The following is a 17046-nucleotide window of genomic DNA, read 5'->3' on the forward strand; positions in this document are numbered from 1 at the left end:
GGATTGCCGGTCTTTCAAGTGACAGAATCAGTCTGAGGCACGACGGCTCTTCTTCCGATTGAGATATATTCCACGCCCGCCTGTTCCGCTTCCTCAAGCGAGTGGCAGTTTCTCCCGTCGAAAATAACCGGGGTTTCCATCAGCTCTTTGTAGGCTTCAAGCGGGAAATGCTTAATATGTTCCCAGTCTGTCAAAATCAGGACGGCATCCGCTCCTCTGACGGCTGCTTCTATGGAGTCCCTGTAAGAAACCGTATCCGGTAGCAGCTCGGAAGCCCGGAATGAAGCGATGGGATCGTACGCTGTAATCCGGGCGTCAAGAGCAGCCAGACGATCCGCAATGACAATGGACGGCGCATCCCGCATATCATCCGTATTCGGCTTAAAGGACAGCCCTAATAAGGCTATGGTTTTTCCCGTGACGCCGCCGAGACGATTCAGCACTTTATCAACCAGCATAGACTGCTGGTTATTGTTGACTTTAATGACGGACTTCAGCAATTCAAAATCATGCTCCACATGTCCGGCGATCTGCACGAGGGCGTTTGTATCCTTCGGAAAGCAGGAGCCGCCGTAGCCGATGCCGGCTCTTAAGAATTGATTGCCGATCCGTTTATCCAATCCCATTCCGTGTGCGACTGATTCCACATCCGCACCGACTTTTTCACATATATGAGAAATTTCATTAATAAAACTGATTTTTGCCGCTAAAAAAGCGTTGGACGCATATTTGATCATCTCAGCGCTTCTGATATCCGTATGATAAACCGGAATCGCAAGCGGCGCGAAAACCCGGTCAAGCGTTTCCCGCGTTTGCCGGTCTTCAGTCCCGATCACGATGCGGTCGCCGTGAAAGGTATCGTGAATCGCCGAACCCTCACGCAGAAATTCCGGATTCGAGGCGATCGAAATGTTCACGTCCGCCTTCAGCCGTGAATGAATAACCTCGCTGATCCTGTCATTCGTTCCTACTGGAACCGTGCTTTTTGTCACGACGATCACGTCTTTTGAAATATGTTCGGCAATCATTTCGGCGACATTTTCAATATAGGTAAGGTTTGCGTGCCCGTCTTCTTTTTGCGGCGTTCCGACCGCTATAAAGATAACGTCTGCTTCCGCAAGCCCTTTTTCGTAGCTCGTTTCAAAGGCCAGCCGATACCGGCCGATATTTCGTTTCATCATATCTTCAAGACCCGGTTCAAAGATAGGGGACATTCCCTTTCTCATCTGCTCAACCTTACGTTCGTCAATATCTATGCATGTTACGTCATGGCCGATTTCTGAAAGAGACACTCCTGTCACAAGACCGACGTAGCCTGTTCCGATCACTGTTATTTTCATCGTGTTCCCCCAACCGTTTAGAAATTGCTGCTGGGCAGCTTACCGTTATTATCATATGACCCCGGCGCCGGCAGAATGCCGGAAGCCTGCGGATTTGAAAGGAAAAAACGGCGCCGGCCGCTGATAATAGCATAAGCATAAAAAGATCATCTTGCAAAACAGCCGCTTACGCCTCATTTAAACGGGATGGATACGACGATTAAAAAAGACCCCAGCGCTTACGGCGGGCCACAGGCAGCGGAGGTTCCTTATAAACGGCTTTGTTTTCAACGAGAAGCGCCGCGTTTTCCGTAAGCATGTAAATCAGCTCCGCCCCGGCTTCTTTTTTCAGAACGCCGAGCGCCTCCTGATAATAAAAATTTCTCGATCCGAGATTATGGGCGTCAGATGCGAGAAAGTGGATCAAATTCGCTTCAATAAGCTGCAGCGAAAAGGACTTCGCTTTCCGCCCGAATGCCCCGGCAATGCAGCCGGCCGTCACTTGGGCAGCCGCGCCTTTCTTCACGAGACTGTAAAGGACGGATGGGTTTTCGCGGATTTCTCTGTTCCGCTCCGGATGGGCGATGACGGGGACATATCCCTTCAGCTGCAATTCATAAAATAACCTTTCAGCGTAGGCCGGGACATGATCCGCCGGAAACTCCGCCAGCACATACTTTGTATCATGGAGCGGGACAAGCGAGCCGCTTTGAAGACCTGTCAGCAGATCTCCGTCTGTTCTGATTTCCTGGCCGGGCAGAACGGTCAGCGGAATGCCTTCCTTATTCAAACGTTTGTTTAACAGTCTGACCGCTTCTTTGACCGTGTGCCGGTCAGTGTCATAGCGGTATTTCATGTGATGAGGCGTCGCGATGATCGTATCAATCCCCTGTCTGACCGCTTCTCTCGCCATCTTGAGGCTTTCTGTATCATCCGCCGCGCCGTCGTCTATGGAAGGAAGGATGTGACAATGGATATCTATCATATTACAATCCCTCCTTAAAAAGAATGGACCGCGCCCATTATGACATTATTGTCCATAATAAGCGTAGTCCGAGTGTTTCGTTTGTCTCTTCCCGTTCATGACGGCCCCAAGGAGCTTGCACGGGCAGTAATCGAGCGCTTCTTTCGCCTTGGCCGCTTTTTCCTTGTCCGTTTTCCCGCTTGAGATCACCATAATGGCCCCGTCAGTATAGCTGCCTAATATTTTCGTATCGGCTACGGCCAATACGGGAGGCGTGTCCAAAATCACCTTATCATAAACGTCGGTTGCTTCTGACAGAAGATCCTTCATGGCATCCGTCGATAAAAGCTCCGCCGGATTGGGCGGGATCGGCCCGCTCGTTAAAATATCCAGATTGGCTTCATCAGCCGGCAGAACGGCTTTCTGAAACGGAATCTGTTTTAACAGCAGCGACGTTAAGCCGGTGCCGTTATCCAATTTGAAGGTGAAATGAACCGTCGGTTTGCGCAGATCCGCATCAATTAAAAGCACTTTTTTCCCCTGCTGGGCAAATACGACGGCAAGATTGGCTGCGGTAGTCGATTTTCCTTCTTCCGGACCGGCTGATGTGATCAGAAGAGACTTCACCTCCGTATCAACGGAAGAAAACTCAATGTTTGTGCGGATCGTACGATATTGTTCTGAGTTGATGGACTTTGGCTCTGACATCGTAATCACGCTTCGTTTTGCAAATTTGTCTTTTTTACGCGTCAACATGTCCGCCTCCCGCTTGTTTTGTTTCTGCCATCCTCAAGCCTTGAGCGAGGCTGTCTTTTGTGCTGATTGAAGTAACCGTTCCCAAGATCGGGATGCCGAGCACCGATTCCAGCTGTTCTTCCGATTTGATCGTATTATCCAAGTGTTCCAGCAAAAAGGCGAGACCGATCCCGCCCAAAAGTCCGGCGGCAAACGCAATCGCGATATTCAGCTTACGGTTAGGCTCTACGGGTGACGGGCTGTCCGCCGCTTCGGCCTTTGAAAGGATGCTGACATTATCCACATTCATGATGGTTGTGATCTTGTCCTGAAAAACGGCCGCAACCGCATTTGCCATAACGGCCGCCCGCTTTGCATCCGTATCCCGCACGGCGATTGTCACGACTTGTGAATCCTGCTCGCTGGATACCGTGATTTTCGATTCCAATTCTTTCGAAGTCATTGACAGTTTCAGCTGTTTAATTACTTCGTCGAGAATGACCGGGCTTTTGATGATGACATTATACGTGTTGATTAATTGGAGGTTGGTTTGAACGTCATTGAATTGGACTTCTTTTTGATTGTTTTTGGATTGACTGACCAAAATTTGAGTTGAGTTTTCATAGACCGGCGTAAGAGCGAAGAAACTGATGAGTCCGCCTGCGGCAGCTGCCGCCGCGGTAATGATAAGTATAAACAGCAGACGCTTTCTCAGTATTGCGAATATTTCCTTTATGCTTGTAGATTCTCCCATATAACCTCCATATCGATTCCTATTCCCTCCAATGAACTTTTCCAATTACGATTATACAGCTTTGAACTGTCATTTCTAACCTTTTCAAATGACAATATTCGACAAAAATAGACAAACACTTCTATTCGGTTTATTTTTGTAAGCGCTTTATATACTGGTTTTACAGGGGCAATAAAAAATCCCGCGGTAAAGAGCCCGCGGGATTTTATGTTGCATATCCATTTTTAATATGAGAAATCAAATTCTCAAGCATTTCTTTTGTGGTCATCTCAGAGGACTGCTCACCGATGTCGTGCGCATGCATTAAAATCTTCAGAAACTCCTCTTGATCTAACTTCGTTTTCTTCATCATTCGTTTCCTTTCGGCTTCCATTAAATTGAAAACAAGATTATTATATGCTGTCGGGTGCTGTTTTGCAATCTCTAATACATCATTCGACACACTCGGGTTTTTATGTCCTTTTTTAGGAAAAACTTTTTCCGAATCATGTGTTGCGATATAATAGAGGAATTGGAATCTTTTTATTTTGTGACTCGTTAGGAGCGATAATCATGCTTCAGAATATGATTGCTAAAGAAGATGTGCTCGCAGCGGCTGAACAGCTTAAAGAACTTCTTCCTTACAATGAAGACAATGTTCAGCTGATGAAGAAGGCACTCATTTTATATCGGCAGGATTCCGTCTATCGTATACAGGTTCAAACCCCGACAGAGATTTCCGCATATGTGCAGGATGTTGTGCCTGTAAGGGTCACGCTGAACTTATTTTTCATGGTGAAAAGCGGCTGCGCATGCCCGTCTGAGACGATCTGCCGCCACGTGCTGGCCGTTTTTCTTTACGTATATGCCCAATTTGACCGGGTCGGTTCCTTTACCGAGCATTGGCTTGAAAGAGAAAAGCTTGAGGAAAGCAGGGAGCTTGTCCGCCGGCAGTTTCAGGAAAAAGTGCTGCCGAATGAAGAGTCGCTGTCAAGCTGGCTCGCTTTTTTTGATTCGGAATTCTCGCTGTGGGAAGCGCGGACGCCGGCCGGAAGCCAGACGATGCAGGGGCTTTATTACGGCTATTTGTCTGCGCTCAAAAAACACGCCCCGAAAAAACCTGAGCTCAAAAGTTTATACCAGATTCATTCGGCGCTTGCCGTCTGGCTTCACATGTTTACTTTGATTGAGTCAGGCAGATTGGATGCCGAAAAAGATTATTACAGCATCAATCCATATGTGGAACAGCTGATGGATACGATTTACTCCTCCATTGACAGACTGAAAACGTACGCGTTGTCTTTCTCGCTTGATCCCTTTTTGGACCGGACGCCCCCGGTGCTCCGCAGGCTGCTGTTGAAAGAAGAGCTTTTTCAATACGAACGCCTCCGGGTATTCGGCGAAATGTGGAGCGCGCTTTTGAACCGGCCGAAATGGATCGCGCGTGAACAGGAGATTCTCGCACAGGAAAGCGGACGCCGTTTTTCGCCGGAATTGCGGTTCGGACGGCTTCATTTGGCCTTTTTGCAAAAAGATGATACAGCGGTCTTTGAAGATATGTCCCGCTTCCCTCCTGAAGCGCTGCCGTATACCTTTCAATGGCTCGGTGAGCTCACCGCGAAAAAAGACTGGAAACGGCTGAAGAGATGGTATGGTCAGATCGAACCTCTTGCCGTGACCTATACGAAGCTTGATAAGCCGTTTAAAGAAATGCGCGACATTATCGGAGAGCTGTTTGTGCTGCTGGCAGATTATGCGCGGCAGTCACGCGATGATCAGCTGTTTGAACGGTTTGCTTCCGGCTGCCTTCCCTATACCTTTACCGAATACAGCCAGTATCTGTACGAAAAACGGCGGTACGCGGAATGGGTGGAGATTCACAGCCTCGTCGGTTTTTCCGTCTGGGAAATCGAAAAGGACATCCTGAAAGAAATTGCCGCCAGCGATCCGGAAGCCCTCATCCCCTCCTATCACCGGGCTGCGGCCTTTTTTATCGACCAAAAAAACCGCAGCGCCTATAAAGAGGCTGCACGGCATTTGAAAAAACTGCGGACGCTGTATAAAAAGGCAAAAAAACAGCAGGTATGGGAGCGTTATATCAGCCAGCTGAGCGCAAGCTACAAGAGGCTGCGCGCCCTTCAAGAAGAATTGCAGAAAGGAAAGTTGATTGATGGCGAGTCTTAAGGAAATTTTCATTCATGTAGAACAAATGGAAGATTGGACATTTACGCTGTCAAGCCATGATGAGAAAGAGCAGCCGCTCACTCTCAGTCAGATGAAGACTCATTTGTTCCAATGGCATGAGTCCACCTTTTACGGAACGTTTCTTGAAGACGTCAGCTTCATCGGCACCCCGGCCGTTCTGCTCAGCCCGTGGATGACCGTCGAGCTGCTCGGAAAAAACTCGTTCAATTCATTCAGCACCGTGCAGCTGACAAAGGAAACGGAGCCATTAATTGAAGCGGCTTCGACGATATACGAATTTATTGCCGACGGCGATTTTCTTCCGGATTATGACGCTTGGCAAAATGGCGTCCTGCGCTTCAAAGACCGCAAATTTTTGCTGGAAGGATTTACGGCAGACTGGTTCTCGGCCGCAGTACAAGACTACATCCAGTACAATGATGACCTGCGGGAAAAATGGCAGCATATCGAAACCCGTTCGCCTGCCGTTCATACATTTAAAGGCTCCTTTTTGGATGAAGATGATTTTCTCGAAGGAATCGGCTGGCATGACGATCTGACGCCGTTTACCGTCGGCCTGCGATTAAACGAGCCTGATTTCGATGGAGACGACTGGAAAATCGAAATGTTTTTACGCGAGAAAAAAACCGGCGCCATTACCTTTTTTGACGGACTGAAGGGGCTGAAAAAAGCGTGGCAGGCATACAGCGGAAAAATCGCGCGTGAGCAGGACCGCTTCCGCAGAACGGTCCCCTGGCTTTCGTTTGATTCGGGAACGACGCTGATTTCTGAAGAAGAAGCATGGATCTTCTTATCGGAAGCGAGTGAGACCCTTGTCGATATGGGCGTGGAGATTCTTCTCCCATCATGGTGGCAGATTGTCCGGGACAGCAATATGATGCTCAAGGCAAAAGTGTCTTCCTCACCGCGGGGCGAGTCCTTCGTCGGCATGAACGCCCTGCTTGATTTCAACTGGAGATTCGCCACAAACGGAATTGAGCTGACAGAGGATGAATTCAATGAGCTTGTCGCAAACAACAGGCGTCTCGTCAACATCCGCGGCCAATGGGTGAAAATTGATCCGCAATTTATTAAACAGATGAAAAAACTGATGGAAAAAGCGGAATCAGAAGGCCTTCATATGTCCGATGTATTGGCGCGTGAGCTGATGGATCAGAATGAAGATGGCGGCGAGGACACGGACATCATTGACTCATCGGCATTTGCCGGGATCAAGATCGAATTATCAAAACAGCTCAGAAGCCTGATCCGCAAACTTACGGATGCCCGGGACCTGCCGGAGCATGAAGTCAGCGCCGCTTTTCAAGGCACGCTCCGCCCTTATCAGATGTACGGCATGAACTGGCTTCTGTTTTTACGGGAGAACGGCTTCGGCGCCTGTCTCGCAGATGACATGGGACTTGGAAAGACGATTCAGATGATCGCCTATTTTCTCCATGTGAAAGAGAGCGGACGGCAAAAAGCGCCTGCCTTAATCATTGCGCCGACATCGGTGCTCGGCAACTGGCAGCGTGAGCTCCAAACCTTTGCGCCGCAGCTGAAGGCCGTGCTCCATTACGGCCCCCGCCGGCCGAAGGAAGAAGCATTTGTCCCCACCTATCAGGATGCGGATGTCGTGCTTACTTCTTACGGACTCTCACACGCCGATCAGGAAGAGCTTTCTTCCGTGACATGGAGCACCATCTGCCTTGATGAAGCGCAAAATATTAAAAACGCGCATACGAAACAGTCCCGCGCGATCAGAAAGCTGAAAGGCGTGCATCATATCGCGCTGAGCGGTACACCGATGGAAAACCGCCTGACAGAGCTTTGGTCGATCTTTGATTTTATGAACAAGGGCTATCTCGGCAGTCTGACGGGCTTTCATAAACGCTATGTGCTGCCGATCGAAAAAGACCGGGACGAAAAAAGAATCAGCCAGCTTCAGCAGTTAATCCGGCCGTTTTTACTGCGCCGGACAAAACGGGATGAAGACGTGGCGCTTAATCTCCCTGACAAGCTTGAAGAAAAAGAGTTCATCCCGCTCTCAGCCGAACAGGCATCCCTTTATGAGCAGCTTGTCAAAGATACATTTGAACATATGGCTTCTCTGACCGGCATGCAGCGGAAAGCGCTGATTCTGAGCATGCTCGGCCGTTTGAAGCAAATATGCGACCATCCCGCGCTCTATTTAAAGGAAGAACAGACAGAGCTGTTAAACGGGAGATCGGTCAAACTGGAAAAGCTGCTTGACTTAATGGCGGCGATCCGCGGCCAGGGAGAAAGCTGCCTCATATTCACCCAATACATTCAGATGGGCAACATGATGAAACGCCTTCTGGAAAAAACATTCGGAGAACCGGTTCAGTTTTTAAACGGAAGCCTGTCCAAGCAGGAACGCGATTCTCTCGTGGAGCGGTTCCAGAAGAAAGAATACCCGACCTTGATTTTGTCACTGAAAGCGGGCGGAACCGGCCTGAACCTCACGGCTGCCAATCACGTCATTCACTATGACAGATGGTGGAATCCTGCGGTGGAAAACCAGGCGACCGACCGCGCCTACCGAATCGGCCAGGAGCGGTTCGTCCACGTTCACAAATTAATTACGACGGGAACGATTGAAGAAAAAATTGACGCCATGCTCGAAACGAAACAAACGCTGAACGACCAGATTATCCAAAGTGAGAATTGGATAACCGAGCTGTCATCCGAGGAGCTTGAAGAATTATTCACCCTCAGCGCATCGGCGCAATCACATTGAACGTAAAAAGGCCGGCTCTCTTTGAAGAGCCGGTCTTTTATGTCGTCCTTACTGTTACGCCGCATTTGCCATGAATGCGTCACGCCAGTCATGAACAGTATCGCCAAACCTTTTACAGTAAATTCCTGATCATATGCGCAACGCCGTTTTGATCATTTGTCAATGTAACGGCGTCTGCGATCTCTTTAATATCTTCTCTCGCATTTCCCATCGCTATGCCTTTTCCGGCCGCCTGAAGCATTGAGCAGTCATTTAAGCTGTCCCCGACCGCGGCGGTTTCAGCCATCGGAATGCCGAGCTTTTGCGCCAGCCGTTTAAGCGCCTGCCCTTTAGAGGCATTTCGCGCCGACAGTTCAAAATTGTGATCAGCAGAGCTGACAAGGGTGATATCTTTCTGATCGCTGAATCGTTCCCAGCCCGCTTTCAGCTTCCGCTCATCAAACGAAAAGCCGAGAATATTGTAAAAATCCAGGCGCTCTTCTTTCTCAAAGAGCTCACGGTATGATCGAATGTAAGCAAAACCGGACTGGCTGAATTGAACTGAAGCCGCCTGCTCCAAAATAGAAAGATCGGTATCCGGATTGGCGCTTTTCACCCGGTCCATTTCGATTTCGAGCAGCTGCCTGCCCGTTTCAGGCGTATAGATGGCTTTGTTTGTAAACACCTCATAGTAATATTGATTCTCTTCAAGCCAAGACAAAATGCCCCGCGCTCTTGTTTCTTCAATCGCATCACAATGGTACAGGCTGCCGTCAGGAGCGTGAATAGCGGCTCCGTTTGCGCTGATGACCCAGGTTTTTATGCCGAGCGGTTCGAATATGGAGTGCACGTCAAAATGCGCGCGTCCCGTAGAGACCACAATTTCAATTCCGGCTTGCCGGGCTTCCCTTAAAGCCCGCTCGTTTTCATCGCTCACTTGATGACTGCTGTTCAGCAGTGTGCCGTCCAGATCTATGGCAATCAGTTTCACATGTCCTCATCCTCTTCTTCAGATTCAGTTACAAGCAATTCCACGCCGTGCCGGTCGAGCAGGTCGCAAAAATCCTGATCGGGCAGCCGATCGGTAATAAGCAGATCAATCTCGTGCAGTTCTGCATATTGATAAAAACTCGTACGGCCAAGCTTGGAATGATCGCTCAGGGCAATCACCTGTTCCGCCTGGCGGATCATTTTACGTTTCACCATGCCGTCCTCTTCATGCGGTATCGTCAGACCGTTTTCCGAGATGCCGACAACGCCGATCAGCACCTTGTCGGCGTGATAATCCCCCAGTTTTTCTACGACAGAAGCACCGTATAAAAACCGATGTTCCTTTTGGAGCTTTCCGCCGAGCAGATGAATATCAATTCCCTCTTTTGCAGAAAGGATATCGGCCTGATTGATCGAATTTGTAATAACAGTGCAGTCGGTGACATTTAAATGTTCGGCGCAGGCCTGAACGGTTGTGGAGGTATCCAGAATGATCCGGTCTCCTTTATGGATCAGGGAGGCTGCCAGCTTGCCGATTTTGTTTTTCTCTTCAGAAACGGTTAGCAGCCGGCCCGAATAGCCCGGCACTTCCTGATGCACAGACGGCAGAATCGCGCCGCCCCGTGTTCTGATAATCGCCCCGCGCTCTTTCAGCTTTACAAGGTCCCGTCTTGCGGTGTCTCTTGAAATATGAAGCAGCGAACAGATCTGTTCCGCGGTGATCCGCCGATGCTGTTTCAAATATTCCATTATCGCAATCAGTCTTTCTTCTTGATACACGTCCTCATTCCTTTTTTCGTCACTTATCTGTAAGTAATTATAAGTTTTCATTTCGATATATTCAATGTTTTTAAGTGTTTATAAGTGAAATCACTTCTTTTTAACCATTTTTTAGTTCCCGTACAAAAAAACCAGTCTTTCGACTGGCGGATGGGGAGGGGGTATTGCGGGGCCCGCAAAAAGGCGGGAGATAGAGGAAAAAAGCATGCTATTCAGCCAGCGGCTCTTTCCGTTTTTGATCCATAAACCGAACGGTATCAGCCATGACCTCGGTCACATAGACTTTTACGCCGTCTGTCTTTTCATAGCTTCTCGTCTGGATTCTGCCGCTCACACCGACCATTGACCCTTTTTGGCAGTACAGCGCCGTGTTTTCAGCGTTTTTTCTCCAGATGGTGCAGTTGACGAAGTCAGCACCGGTTTCGCCCGACGCGCTTTTAAAATTGCGGCTCACCGCCAAGGTAATATGAGCGACGGGAATGCCCGCTGATGTAAAACGGAGCTCCGGATCTTTCGTCAGCCGTCCGACAAGCATAACGTGGTTAAACAAGCCGTGTCCTCCTCTCTTTTCGCGGCTGGCTTCATTGTAGTACAAGGGCCCCTGGAAGCAAAAAGCGGGAAAAACCGTTATCCGTTTATGCCGCTCTTATGTTTTCGTTTTTCTTTCTGATAAAAAAAACTTTTTCTTTTGACCGCTTATGTAATATGTATTTTTGAGCAGCCGCGAGAAAAGTTTCGTTTTGAGCCAGTCTTTCTCAAACATGCGGACAAACTTTCCGCCATCCCATGCGAACCAGTAAAAACTCAGCTTTTTATCAGACAGTGAAAGCTGAATTTTATACTGTTCCATGCGGTCTTTTGTTTCATATAAAAAAACGACATTCCCGCTTCTGTTAAGATGCACCTCACAATCTTCCTTTTTGGATACTAAGTAGGAATGATCTTCCCGCCTTGTGCCGTCTTCTATATAGATTTCCTTCAGGCGCAATTGATTCATAAGCATCTCTCCATGACCATATTCTTTTACATTATAATGAAAAAATAGAAATGATTAAATGTCGGCCGCCTACAAAGATGATGAAGCATGTCTTACAGCTTTTTCCCGAAAAAAGTAAGATGTGTTATAATAAATGAACGAAAAACATGGACAACAGGGGTGAAAATAGAGATGAAAACATTTAAACTGGTTGATCTGAATGTGGAACGTTTAGATAAAGACGATCAGCCGATTGAACAGTTTCCCCTTTTAGACGGATTGATTATCAATAAAGAAGACGGTGAAAATCATTGGTTAATTGAAGCTCTGGTCCCGGCCGAGCACTTTTCTTTTTTTGACATGCTGATGAAAAGCCAGAAAGAAGCGAAGGTGTTTGTAACGATTACGAAAAAAAGCAACCGTCCCGCCCAGCTGTCGGGAAGCATCAAAAATATCGTCGAGCTGGAAAAGAGTATTCAAGTTTTAATTTACGGTCAGATGGTGTCAAGAAATCACCCCGGATCAGAAAGCATTCTTGAGTCACTCGTGAAAGAAGGCTACTCGGGCAGCCGGCTGATTGAAGCGTTCAAACAAAAATTGTAATCATGAAAAAGGCCGGACATTAATCATCCAGCCTTTTTTTCTATCCTAGTCATTGTATTGAGCCCGCTGTTTCAGCAGATCTCTGATTTCAGTCAGCAGCTCTGTCTGCTGATCTGTTTCTTCGGCTTCTTCCGCCTCTTCCTCTGCTTCTTTTTTACGTCTCAGCTTTCCTATTGTGCGGATCACGATAAAAATAGAAAATGAAATAATAAAGAAGTTCACAATGGTTTGAATGAAGCTTCCGTACTTGATATGGGCGTCGCCGAATGTCACGGCCAGTCCAGAAAAATCAAGACCGCCCAGAAGCAGACCGACAAGCGGCATGATGATATCTTCAACGAGCGACGTCACGATTTTCCCGAAAGCGCCGCCGATGACAACCCCGATTGCCAGATCCATGATATTGCCCCGCATCGCAAAGCTTTTAAATTCAGACCACATTACATTCACCCCTTTCTATACAAAATGGGCTTTTTTAATAAGCCCATTTGTTTTTTTATTCTCCGAGCGCAAAGGTTAATTCAGCTTCACACACGAGCTCGCCGTCAACTTTGGCAACGCCTTTTCCGCGTCCGATCGTACCGCGTGCGCGGGTAATATCAACCTCAAGCTCCAGCTTGTCACCCGGTTTTACCTGCTTTTTGAAACGGCAGTTATCAATCCCCGCAAAAAATGCGAGTCTGCCCCGGTTTTCTTCTTTAATCAGCATCGCAACCGCTCCGACCTGCGCCAAAGCCTCCACGATTAATACGCCCGGCATCACAGGGTATTCAGGAAAATGTCCGTTAAAAAAGTCTTCATTAGCCGTAACATTTTTATATCCCGCCGCCCGTTTTCCTTCTTCGACTTCCGTAATTCTGTCTACCAGAAGAAACGGATAGCGATGGGGAATAATTTCTTTAATTTGCTGAGTATCAAGCATTCCTTGACATCTCCTTCATCGACAATAGTATGTATAGAAGGTATATGCGGTAACCAATCTGTACATTTGGAAGTATATTATGAATCAATTTCTTTTTCAACTGCGCTGTAAACTGTAACCAGCTGGCAATGAGCCTCGTCCATTAATGTGTTATGATAAATAAAGATTTTTACCCTATGCAAAGAGGTTGGAAGATGATTGCTAAGTTTACTGAAAAACGCACGCTGGTGATGCTGAATGAGTGGTATGACGCCATGGGAAAACGCCAATTCGATCTAGCCCGTTCCCTTCACGAACAAATCAATCAGCATCTCCCCAAATTACAAAGGAATGCAAAGCTCAAACTCAGATATCAGCTGTTTTTCGCGCGGTTCCAGCTGCTGTTTGAGAAAAAAGACGGTCTGAATAAACTGTTCTGCGAGCTGAAGCGGCGCAAAGATGAGATGGATCATGAATTAACTTATTATTTCTATTTTTTCAAAGGGTTATTCCATATGGTGAATGGCACTCCGAACCGTGCGGTCTGCCGCTTTAAAGAAGCTGAACAGTATCTGCCGGCCATCGAGGACCGTTTTGAAGCCGCTGAATTTTATTATAAAACAGCGGGCGCTTATTACATGATGAAGTCGTCTCCGCTTTCCATTCAATATGTCAATAAAGCGCTGGAGATCTATCAAAATGAATTCGGCTACATCAAAAAAGTGCTCAGCTGCCAGCTGCTTCTCGCCGTGAACTACATAGACGAGGCACGGTATGAAGACGCGGAACAGCTCTTCAATGAATCCATAAAAATAACGGATCGGATCAATGACAATAACCTGCTGTGCCACGCCTATTATAATTTTGGATTTTTAAAGACCGCCCAGAAAAAAGATCAAGAGGCGCTCCCTTTTTACAAAAAGGTATTAAGCAATCAGCTTTTCGAGAAGGAGTCTCCCGTTTCCTATCTTCATTGTGTATACGAAGCGGTCAGGTCACTTTTTAAAACCGGGTCTGCCGCAGAAGGACAAACCGTGCTTCAGAAAGGATTATACATAGCTGACAAAGTGCAGAACAACATCATGAAGCTGAAGCTGACCGCGCTCAACATACTGTACACCTCTCAGGAGGATCCGTACGACCGGCTGCAGAAGCTTGTGCTGGAGCTGCAAAAAATTGAAGCGTGGGTGGATTTAGAAGTGCTGCTTCAGGATATTACTGATTACTACAAAAAAAAGGGCGATTTTGAGAAAGCCGCATTTTTTATCATGCGCGGCTGATCAAAACGCCCCTTCTTTTATCTGACTGAGTTGATTAAGCCCAGCATTTGGTCTCCCAATGTAATCGTGCGGCTGTTCAGCTGGTAGGAACGCTGAGACACGATTAAGTCGGTCATTTCCTTTGACATATCGACATTTGAATTTTCAAGCGCGCCCTGCTCCATGCCGATTTCCTGCCGTTTTGCGCCGGTAAGCTATTCAATGGCTGAAGCCCCGGTGCCGTTTACGGAAAACAGATTATCCCCCTCCGCATGGAGCTCCTGAGGGTTATTGACATTAACGATGCCGAGATTAAAAGTCTGCGAACGGGTTCCTGTCTGGTCTGAAGCTGTCAGAGTTCCGGTTTTGCTGATTTTCAGCTTAGTCAGCGAACTGTCAATCTGTATGGGCTGACCGTTCTCATCGAGAATGGGATTGCCTCCCGCTGTCATGAGCTGAAGCAGCCGATCATTTCCGCCGGCCGGCTTGAGGGTGAGTGAGCCGTCCCTTGTATACACCCGCCGTCCGCCCGCTTCTGCCTGGAGGTATTGATAAGGTGATGTGAACGCGATATCAAGGTCACGGTCGGTTTTTTTGATGCTTCCCTGCCCTGAATCCAGCTGCGGCGTCATCATCGCTCCGGCGCCGAGACGCAGGCCGGGCGGTGTTTTCCGCATGTTCGGCGAATTTTCCTTTTTATCATCTATTTGATCATACTGCTGCCTGATCAGCTCGGAAAAGCGGGAGTCCCTCGCTTTATAGCCTGTCGTATCACTGTTTGAAAGGTTGCTGCTGACTGTATCCATCTGCTGCTGAAGCTGATTTAAGGCTGTTGAAGCCGCCAGCATTGATCTGAGCATCATAATTGAACGTCCCCCATTTTGTTACACTTTGCCGATTTCATTTGCGGCTTTATCCATGCTTTTATCGTAAGCCTGAATGACTTTCTGATTGGCTTCAAATGATCTGTATGCTTCCGTCATTTCTGTATACGTGCTCGTCACGTCCACGTTTGAAAGCTCCGAGACGCCTTGCTTTAATGAATACGAAACTTGGGGATTCGCCGCCGCACTCGGCAGTTCAGAGCCGTCGGCCGTGCTGTATAAATCGTTGCCGTCCCGTTTCAGATTGCGCACGTCTTCTTCCATTCTGATGTCAATCCGCCCCGCCTGCCGGCCGTTTGATGTGACCGTTCCGTTTTCTGATACGGTGAATTTTTCATTGTCGACGGTAATCGGCTGTCCGTTTGTTGATAAAACAAGATTTCCGTTTATCGTAAGCTGATTGTTTTGATTTAATGAGAAAGTGCTGCTTTTTGAATAGCGCACGCCTCCCGCGGTCTGAACGGGATAAAACAGCTCGGCGTTTTCGTTCGTTTCAGCATTCTTGGGAACCTGATTTTCCATAAGCGCGATATCCGTCGGCTGATCGGTCGTTTTCAGGCTTCCCTGCGTGAACAATGGTTTCAGCTCCTGCATGTACACGCCTGTGTTGACGGAACCGATTTTCGTTTTTTTGTCGCCTTCGATTCGGCTCAAGAGCATCTCAGGGAAAGCGCGGATCGAGCCTTGATCCTCTTTGTACCCCGATGTGTTCGCGTTTGCGATATTATTTGACAGCATTTCCGTTCTTCTCTGCTGTGTAATCATTGCGGACGTTGCGGTATATAATCCTTTTAACAAGTCTTCCACCTCATTATTTCCGGTTGCCTTACCGGAACATTTGTTCTATAATGAAAATCAGCATTTTTTCTTATTATCGGATTTTCCTTCCCGTTCGTGAAGGGTTTGACAGAAAAAAACCCCATTCTTTTTCAGAATGAGGTTTTATGATCAGCTCAGTTTGCGTTTTGGAAGCTTGTCCATGTTATCAAGCATGACGCCCGTTCCGACCGCAACACAATCCATCGGATTCTCAGCGACAAGAACAGGAACCCTCAGCTCTTCAGCGAGAAGCTGGTCAAGTCCGTTTAACAGCGCTCCGCCGCCGGTAATAATAACGCCGCGGTCGATGATGTCAGCGGACAATTCAGGCGGTGTTCTTTCGAGAACCTGCTTAGCAGCCTGCACAATGACAGCAACTGATTCACGAAGGGCTTCTTCCACTTCTTTGCTGTTTACTGTAATTGTTCTCGGCAGACCGGAAACCATGTCACGGCCGCGAATGGTGATTTCTTCATGACGTGCGTCTGGGAAAACCGTTGCGACCTTCACCTTAATATCTTCAGCGGTACGTTCACCGATCAGCAGTTTGTACTCACGTTTGATATAATTTAAGATTTCCATGTCAAACTTGTCCCCAGCCATCTTAATAGAGGAGGAGGTGACGATATCGCCCATAGAAATAACTGCGATATCTGTCGTACCGCCTCCGATGTCAACAACCATGTTACCGCTTGGCTGGAAGATTTCCATACCCGCGCCGATAGCGGCAACTTTCGGTTCTTCTTCAAGGTACACATGCTTTCCGCCGCTTTTTTCAGCAGCTTCTTTAATCGCTTTTTGCTCAACGGACGTAATATTCGTCGGGCAGCAGATCAGCATGCGCGGTTTTGAGAAAAGTCCTTTTACATTCAGCTTATTAATGAAGTGTTTCAGCATGGCTTCTGTTACTTCGAAGTCTGCGATTACGCCGTCTTTCAGCGGACGGATCGCAACAATATTCCCAGGTGTACGTCCAACCATTCGTCTGGCTTCTTCGCCGACCGCCAGCACTTTGCCGCTGTTTTTATCAAGCGCCACAACGGAAGGCTCATTCAGAACAATTCCTTTTCCTTTTACATGGATCAGTACATTTGCAGTACCGAGGTCAATTCCAATATCCCTTGCAAACATCTATTTATATCCTCCTTGATATCTGTTT

General features: G+C 47.7%; 17 protein-coding genes and 1 pseudogene. 4 read left to right on the plus strand and 14 right to left on the minus strand.

What is annotated here, in order from left to right:
• Positions 1-14: 14 nt before the first annotated feature.
• The 5 genes from ACW5MY_RS17280 to ACW5MY_RS17300 form a co-directional block, all read right to left on the minus strand.
• Positions 15-1340 (minus strand): UDP-glucose dehydrogenase family protein, encoded by a 1326-nt coding sequence (locus tag ACW5MY_RS17280; RefSeq protein ID WP_065522385.1) that lies wholly within the window; start codon positions 1338-1340, stop codon positions 15-17.
• Between the two features lie 199 nt (positions 1341-1539).
• Positions 1540-2304, minus strand: a complete 765-nt coding sequence (locus ACW5MY_RS17285) for a tyrosine-protein phosphatase (RefSeq protein ID WP_013353862.1) — start codon at positions 2302-2304, stop codon at positions 1540-1542.
• A 45-nt stretch (positions 2305-2349) separates the two neighbouring features.
• Positions 2350-3039 (minus strand): CpsD/CapB family tyrosine-protein kinase, encoded by a 690-nt coding sequence (locus tag ACW5MY_RS17290; RefSeq protein ID WP_013353863.1) that lies wholly within the window; start codon positions 3037-3039, stop codon positions 2350-2352.
• Positions 3026-3772 carry a protein-tyrosine kinase activator TkmA gene (tkmA, locus tag ACW5MY_RS17295; RefSeq protein ID WP_013353864.1) on the minus strand — a complete coding sequence of 249 codons (747 nt, stop codon included), beginning with the start codon at positions 3770-3772 and terminating at the stop codon, positions 3026-3028. The genes ACW5MY_RS17290 and tkmA overlap by 14 nt, the downstream gene beginning before the upstream one ends.
• 205 nt (positions 3773-3977) lie before the next feature.
• Positions 3978-4121, minus strand: coding sequence for a hypothetical protein (locus tag ACW5MY_RS17300; RefSeq protein WP_014471134.1), 144 nt, complete (start codon positions 4119-4121; stop codon positions 3978-3980).
• Between the two features lie 203 nt (positions 4122-4324).
• Here ACW5MY_RS17300 and ACW5MY_RS17305 point away from each other — a divergent pair, with 203 nt between their 5' ends.
• A complete protein-coding gene (locus ACW5MY_RS17305; RefSeq protein WP_013353866.1) occupies positions 4325-5935 on the plus strand; it encodes an SWIM zinc finger family protein in 1611 nt (536 codons plus the stop codon).
• Positions 5922-8696 (plus strand): DEAD/DEAH box helicase, encoded by a 2775-nt coding sequence (locus tag ACW5MY_RS17310; protein ID WP_013353867.1) that lies wholly within the window; start codon positions 5922-5924, stop codon positions 8694-8696. The genes ACW5MY_RS17305 and ACW5MY_RS17310 overlap by 14 nt, the downstream gene beginning before the upstream one ends.
• Positions 8697-8808: 112 nt before the next feature.
• On the opposite strand, the gene ACW5MY_RS17315 is transcribed toward ACW5MY_RS17310, so the two are convergent.
• From ACW5MY_RS17315 to ACW5MY_RS17330, 4 genes are all read right to left on the minus strand, one after another.
• Positions 8809-9666: a Cof-type HAD-IIB family hydrolase gene (locus ACW5MY_RS17315; protein WP_013353868.1), complete on the minus strand. Its 858-nt coding sequence runs from the start codon at positions 9664-9666 to the stop codon at positions 8809-8811.
• On the minus strand, positions 9663-10445 hold the full coding sequence (locus tag ACW5MY_RS17320) for a DeoR/GlpR family DNA-binding transcription regulator (RefSeq protein ID WP_013353869.1): 783 nt from the start codon (positions 10443-10445) through the stop codon (positions 9663-9665). The genes ACW5MY_RS17315 and ACW5MY_RS17320 overlap by 4 nt, the downstream gene beginning before the upstream one ends.
• Positions 10446-10653: 208 nt before the next feature.
• Positions 10654-10995 carry a single-stranded DNA-binding protein gene (gene ssb, locus ACW5MY_RS17325; protein ID WP_013353870.1) on the minus strand — a complete coding sequence of 114 codons (342 nt, stop codon included), beginning with the start codon at positions 10993-10995 and terminating at the stop codon, positions 10654-10656.
• 96 nt (positions 10996-11091) lie between these two features.
• Positions 11092-11442: a hypothetical protein gene (locus ACW5MY_RS17330; RefSeq protein WP_013353871.1), complete on the minus strand. Its 351-nt coding sequence runs from the start codon at positions 11440-11442 to the stop codon at positions 11092-11094.
• Between the two features lie 171 nt (positions 11443-11613).
• Here ACW5MY_RS17330 and ACW5MY_RS17335 point away from each other — a divergent pair, with 171 nt between their 5' ends.
• Complete coding sequence (locus ACW5MY_RS17335) at positions 11614-12024, plus strand: YwpF-like family protein (protein ID WP_013353872.1); 411 nt, start codon at positions 11614-11616, stop codon at positions 12022-12024.
• Positions 12025-12069: 45 nt separating this feature from the next.
• On the opposite strand, the gene mscL is transcribed toward ACW5MY_RS17335, so the two are convergent.
• Both mscL and fabZ read right to left on the minus strand, forming a co-directional pair.
• Complete coding sequence (gene mscL / locus ACW5MY_RS17340; RefSeq protein WP_013353873.1) at positions 12070-12465, minus strand: large conductance mechanosensitive channel protein MscL; 396 nt, start codon at positions 12463-12465, stop codon at positions 12070-12072.
• 55 nt (positions 12466-12520) lie between these two features.
• Positions 12521-12946 carry a 3-hydroxyacyl-ACP dehydratase FabZ gene (gene fabZ / locus ACW5MY_RS17345; RefSeq protein WP_003151242.1) on the minus strand — a complete coding sequence of 142 codons (426 nt, stop codon included), beginning with the start codon at positions 12944-12946 and terminating at the stop codon, positions 12521-12523.
• Between the two features lie 194 nt (positions 12947-13140).
• Between fabZ and ACW5MY_RS17350 the strand changes: the two genes are divergently transcribed.
• Positions 13141-14205, plus strand: a complete 1065-nt coding sequence (locus ACW5MY_RS17350) for a tetratricopeptide repeat protein (RefSeq protein WP_289393975.1) — start codon at positions 13141-13143, stop codon at positions 14203-14205.
• 17 nt (positions 14206-14222) lie between these two features.
• Here the strand turns inward: ACW5MY_RS17350 and ACW5MY_RS17355 are convergent.
• The 3 genes and pseudogenes from ACW5MY_RS17355 to mbl all read right to left on the minus strand — a co-directional run bounded on the left by ACW5MY_RS17355 (position 14223) and on the right by mbl (position 17018).
• Positions 14223-15044 (minus strand): annotated as a pseudogene (locus ACW5MY_RS17355) (flagellar hook-basal body protein).
• 24 nt (positions 15045-15068) lie between these two features.
• A complete protein-coding gene (locus ACW5MY_RS17360; RefSeq protein ID WP_013353876.1) occupies positions 15069-15866 on the minus strand; it encodes a flagellar hook-basal body protein in 798 nt (265 codons plus the stop codon).
• 150 nt (positions 15867-16016) lie between these two features.
• Positions 16017-17018, minus strand: a complete 1002-nt coding sequence (mbl, locus tag ACW5MY_RS17365) for a cell shape-determining protein Mbl (protein WP_003151237.1) — start codon at positions 17016-17018, stop codon at positions 16017-16019.
• Between the last annotated feature and the right edge of the window lie 28 nt (positions 17019-17046).

The sequence above is a fragment of the Bacillus sp. Bwzl_19 genome (genome assembly GCF_054900515.1).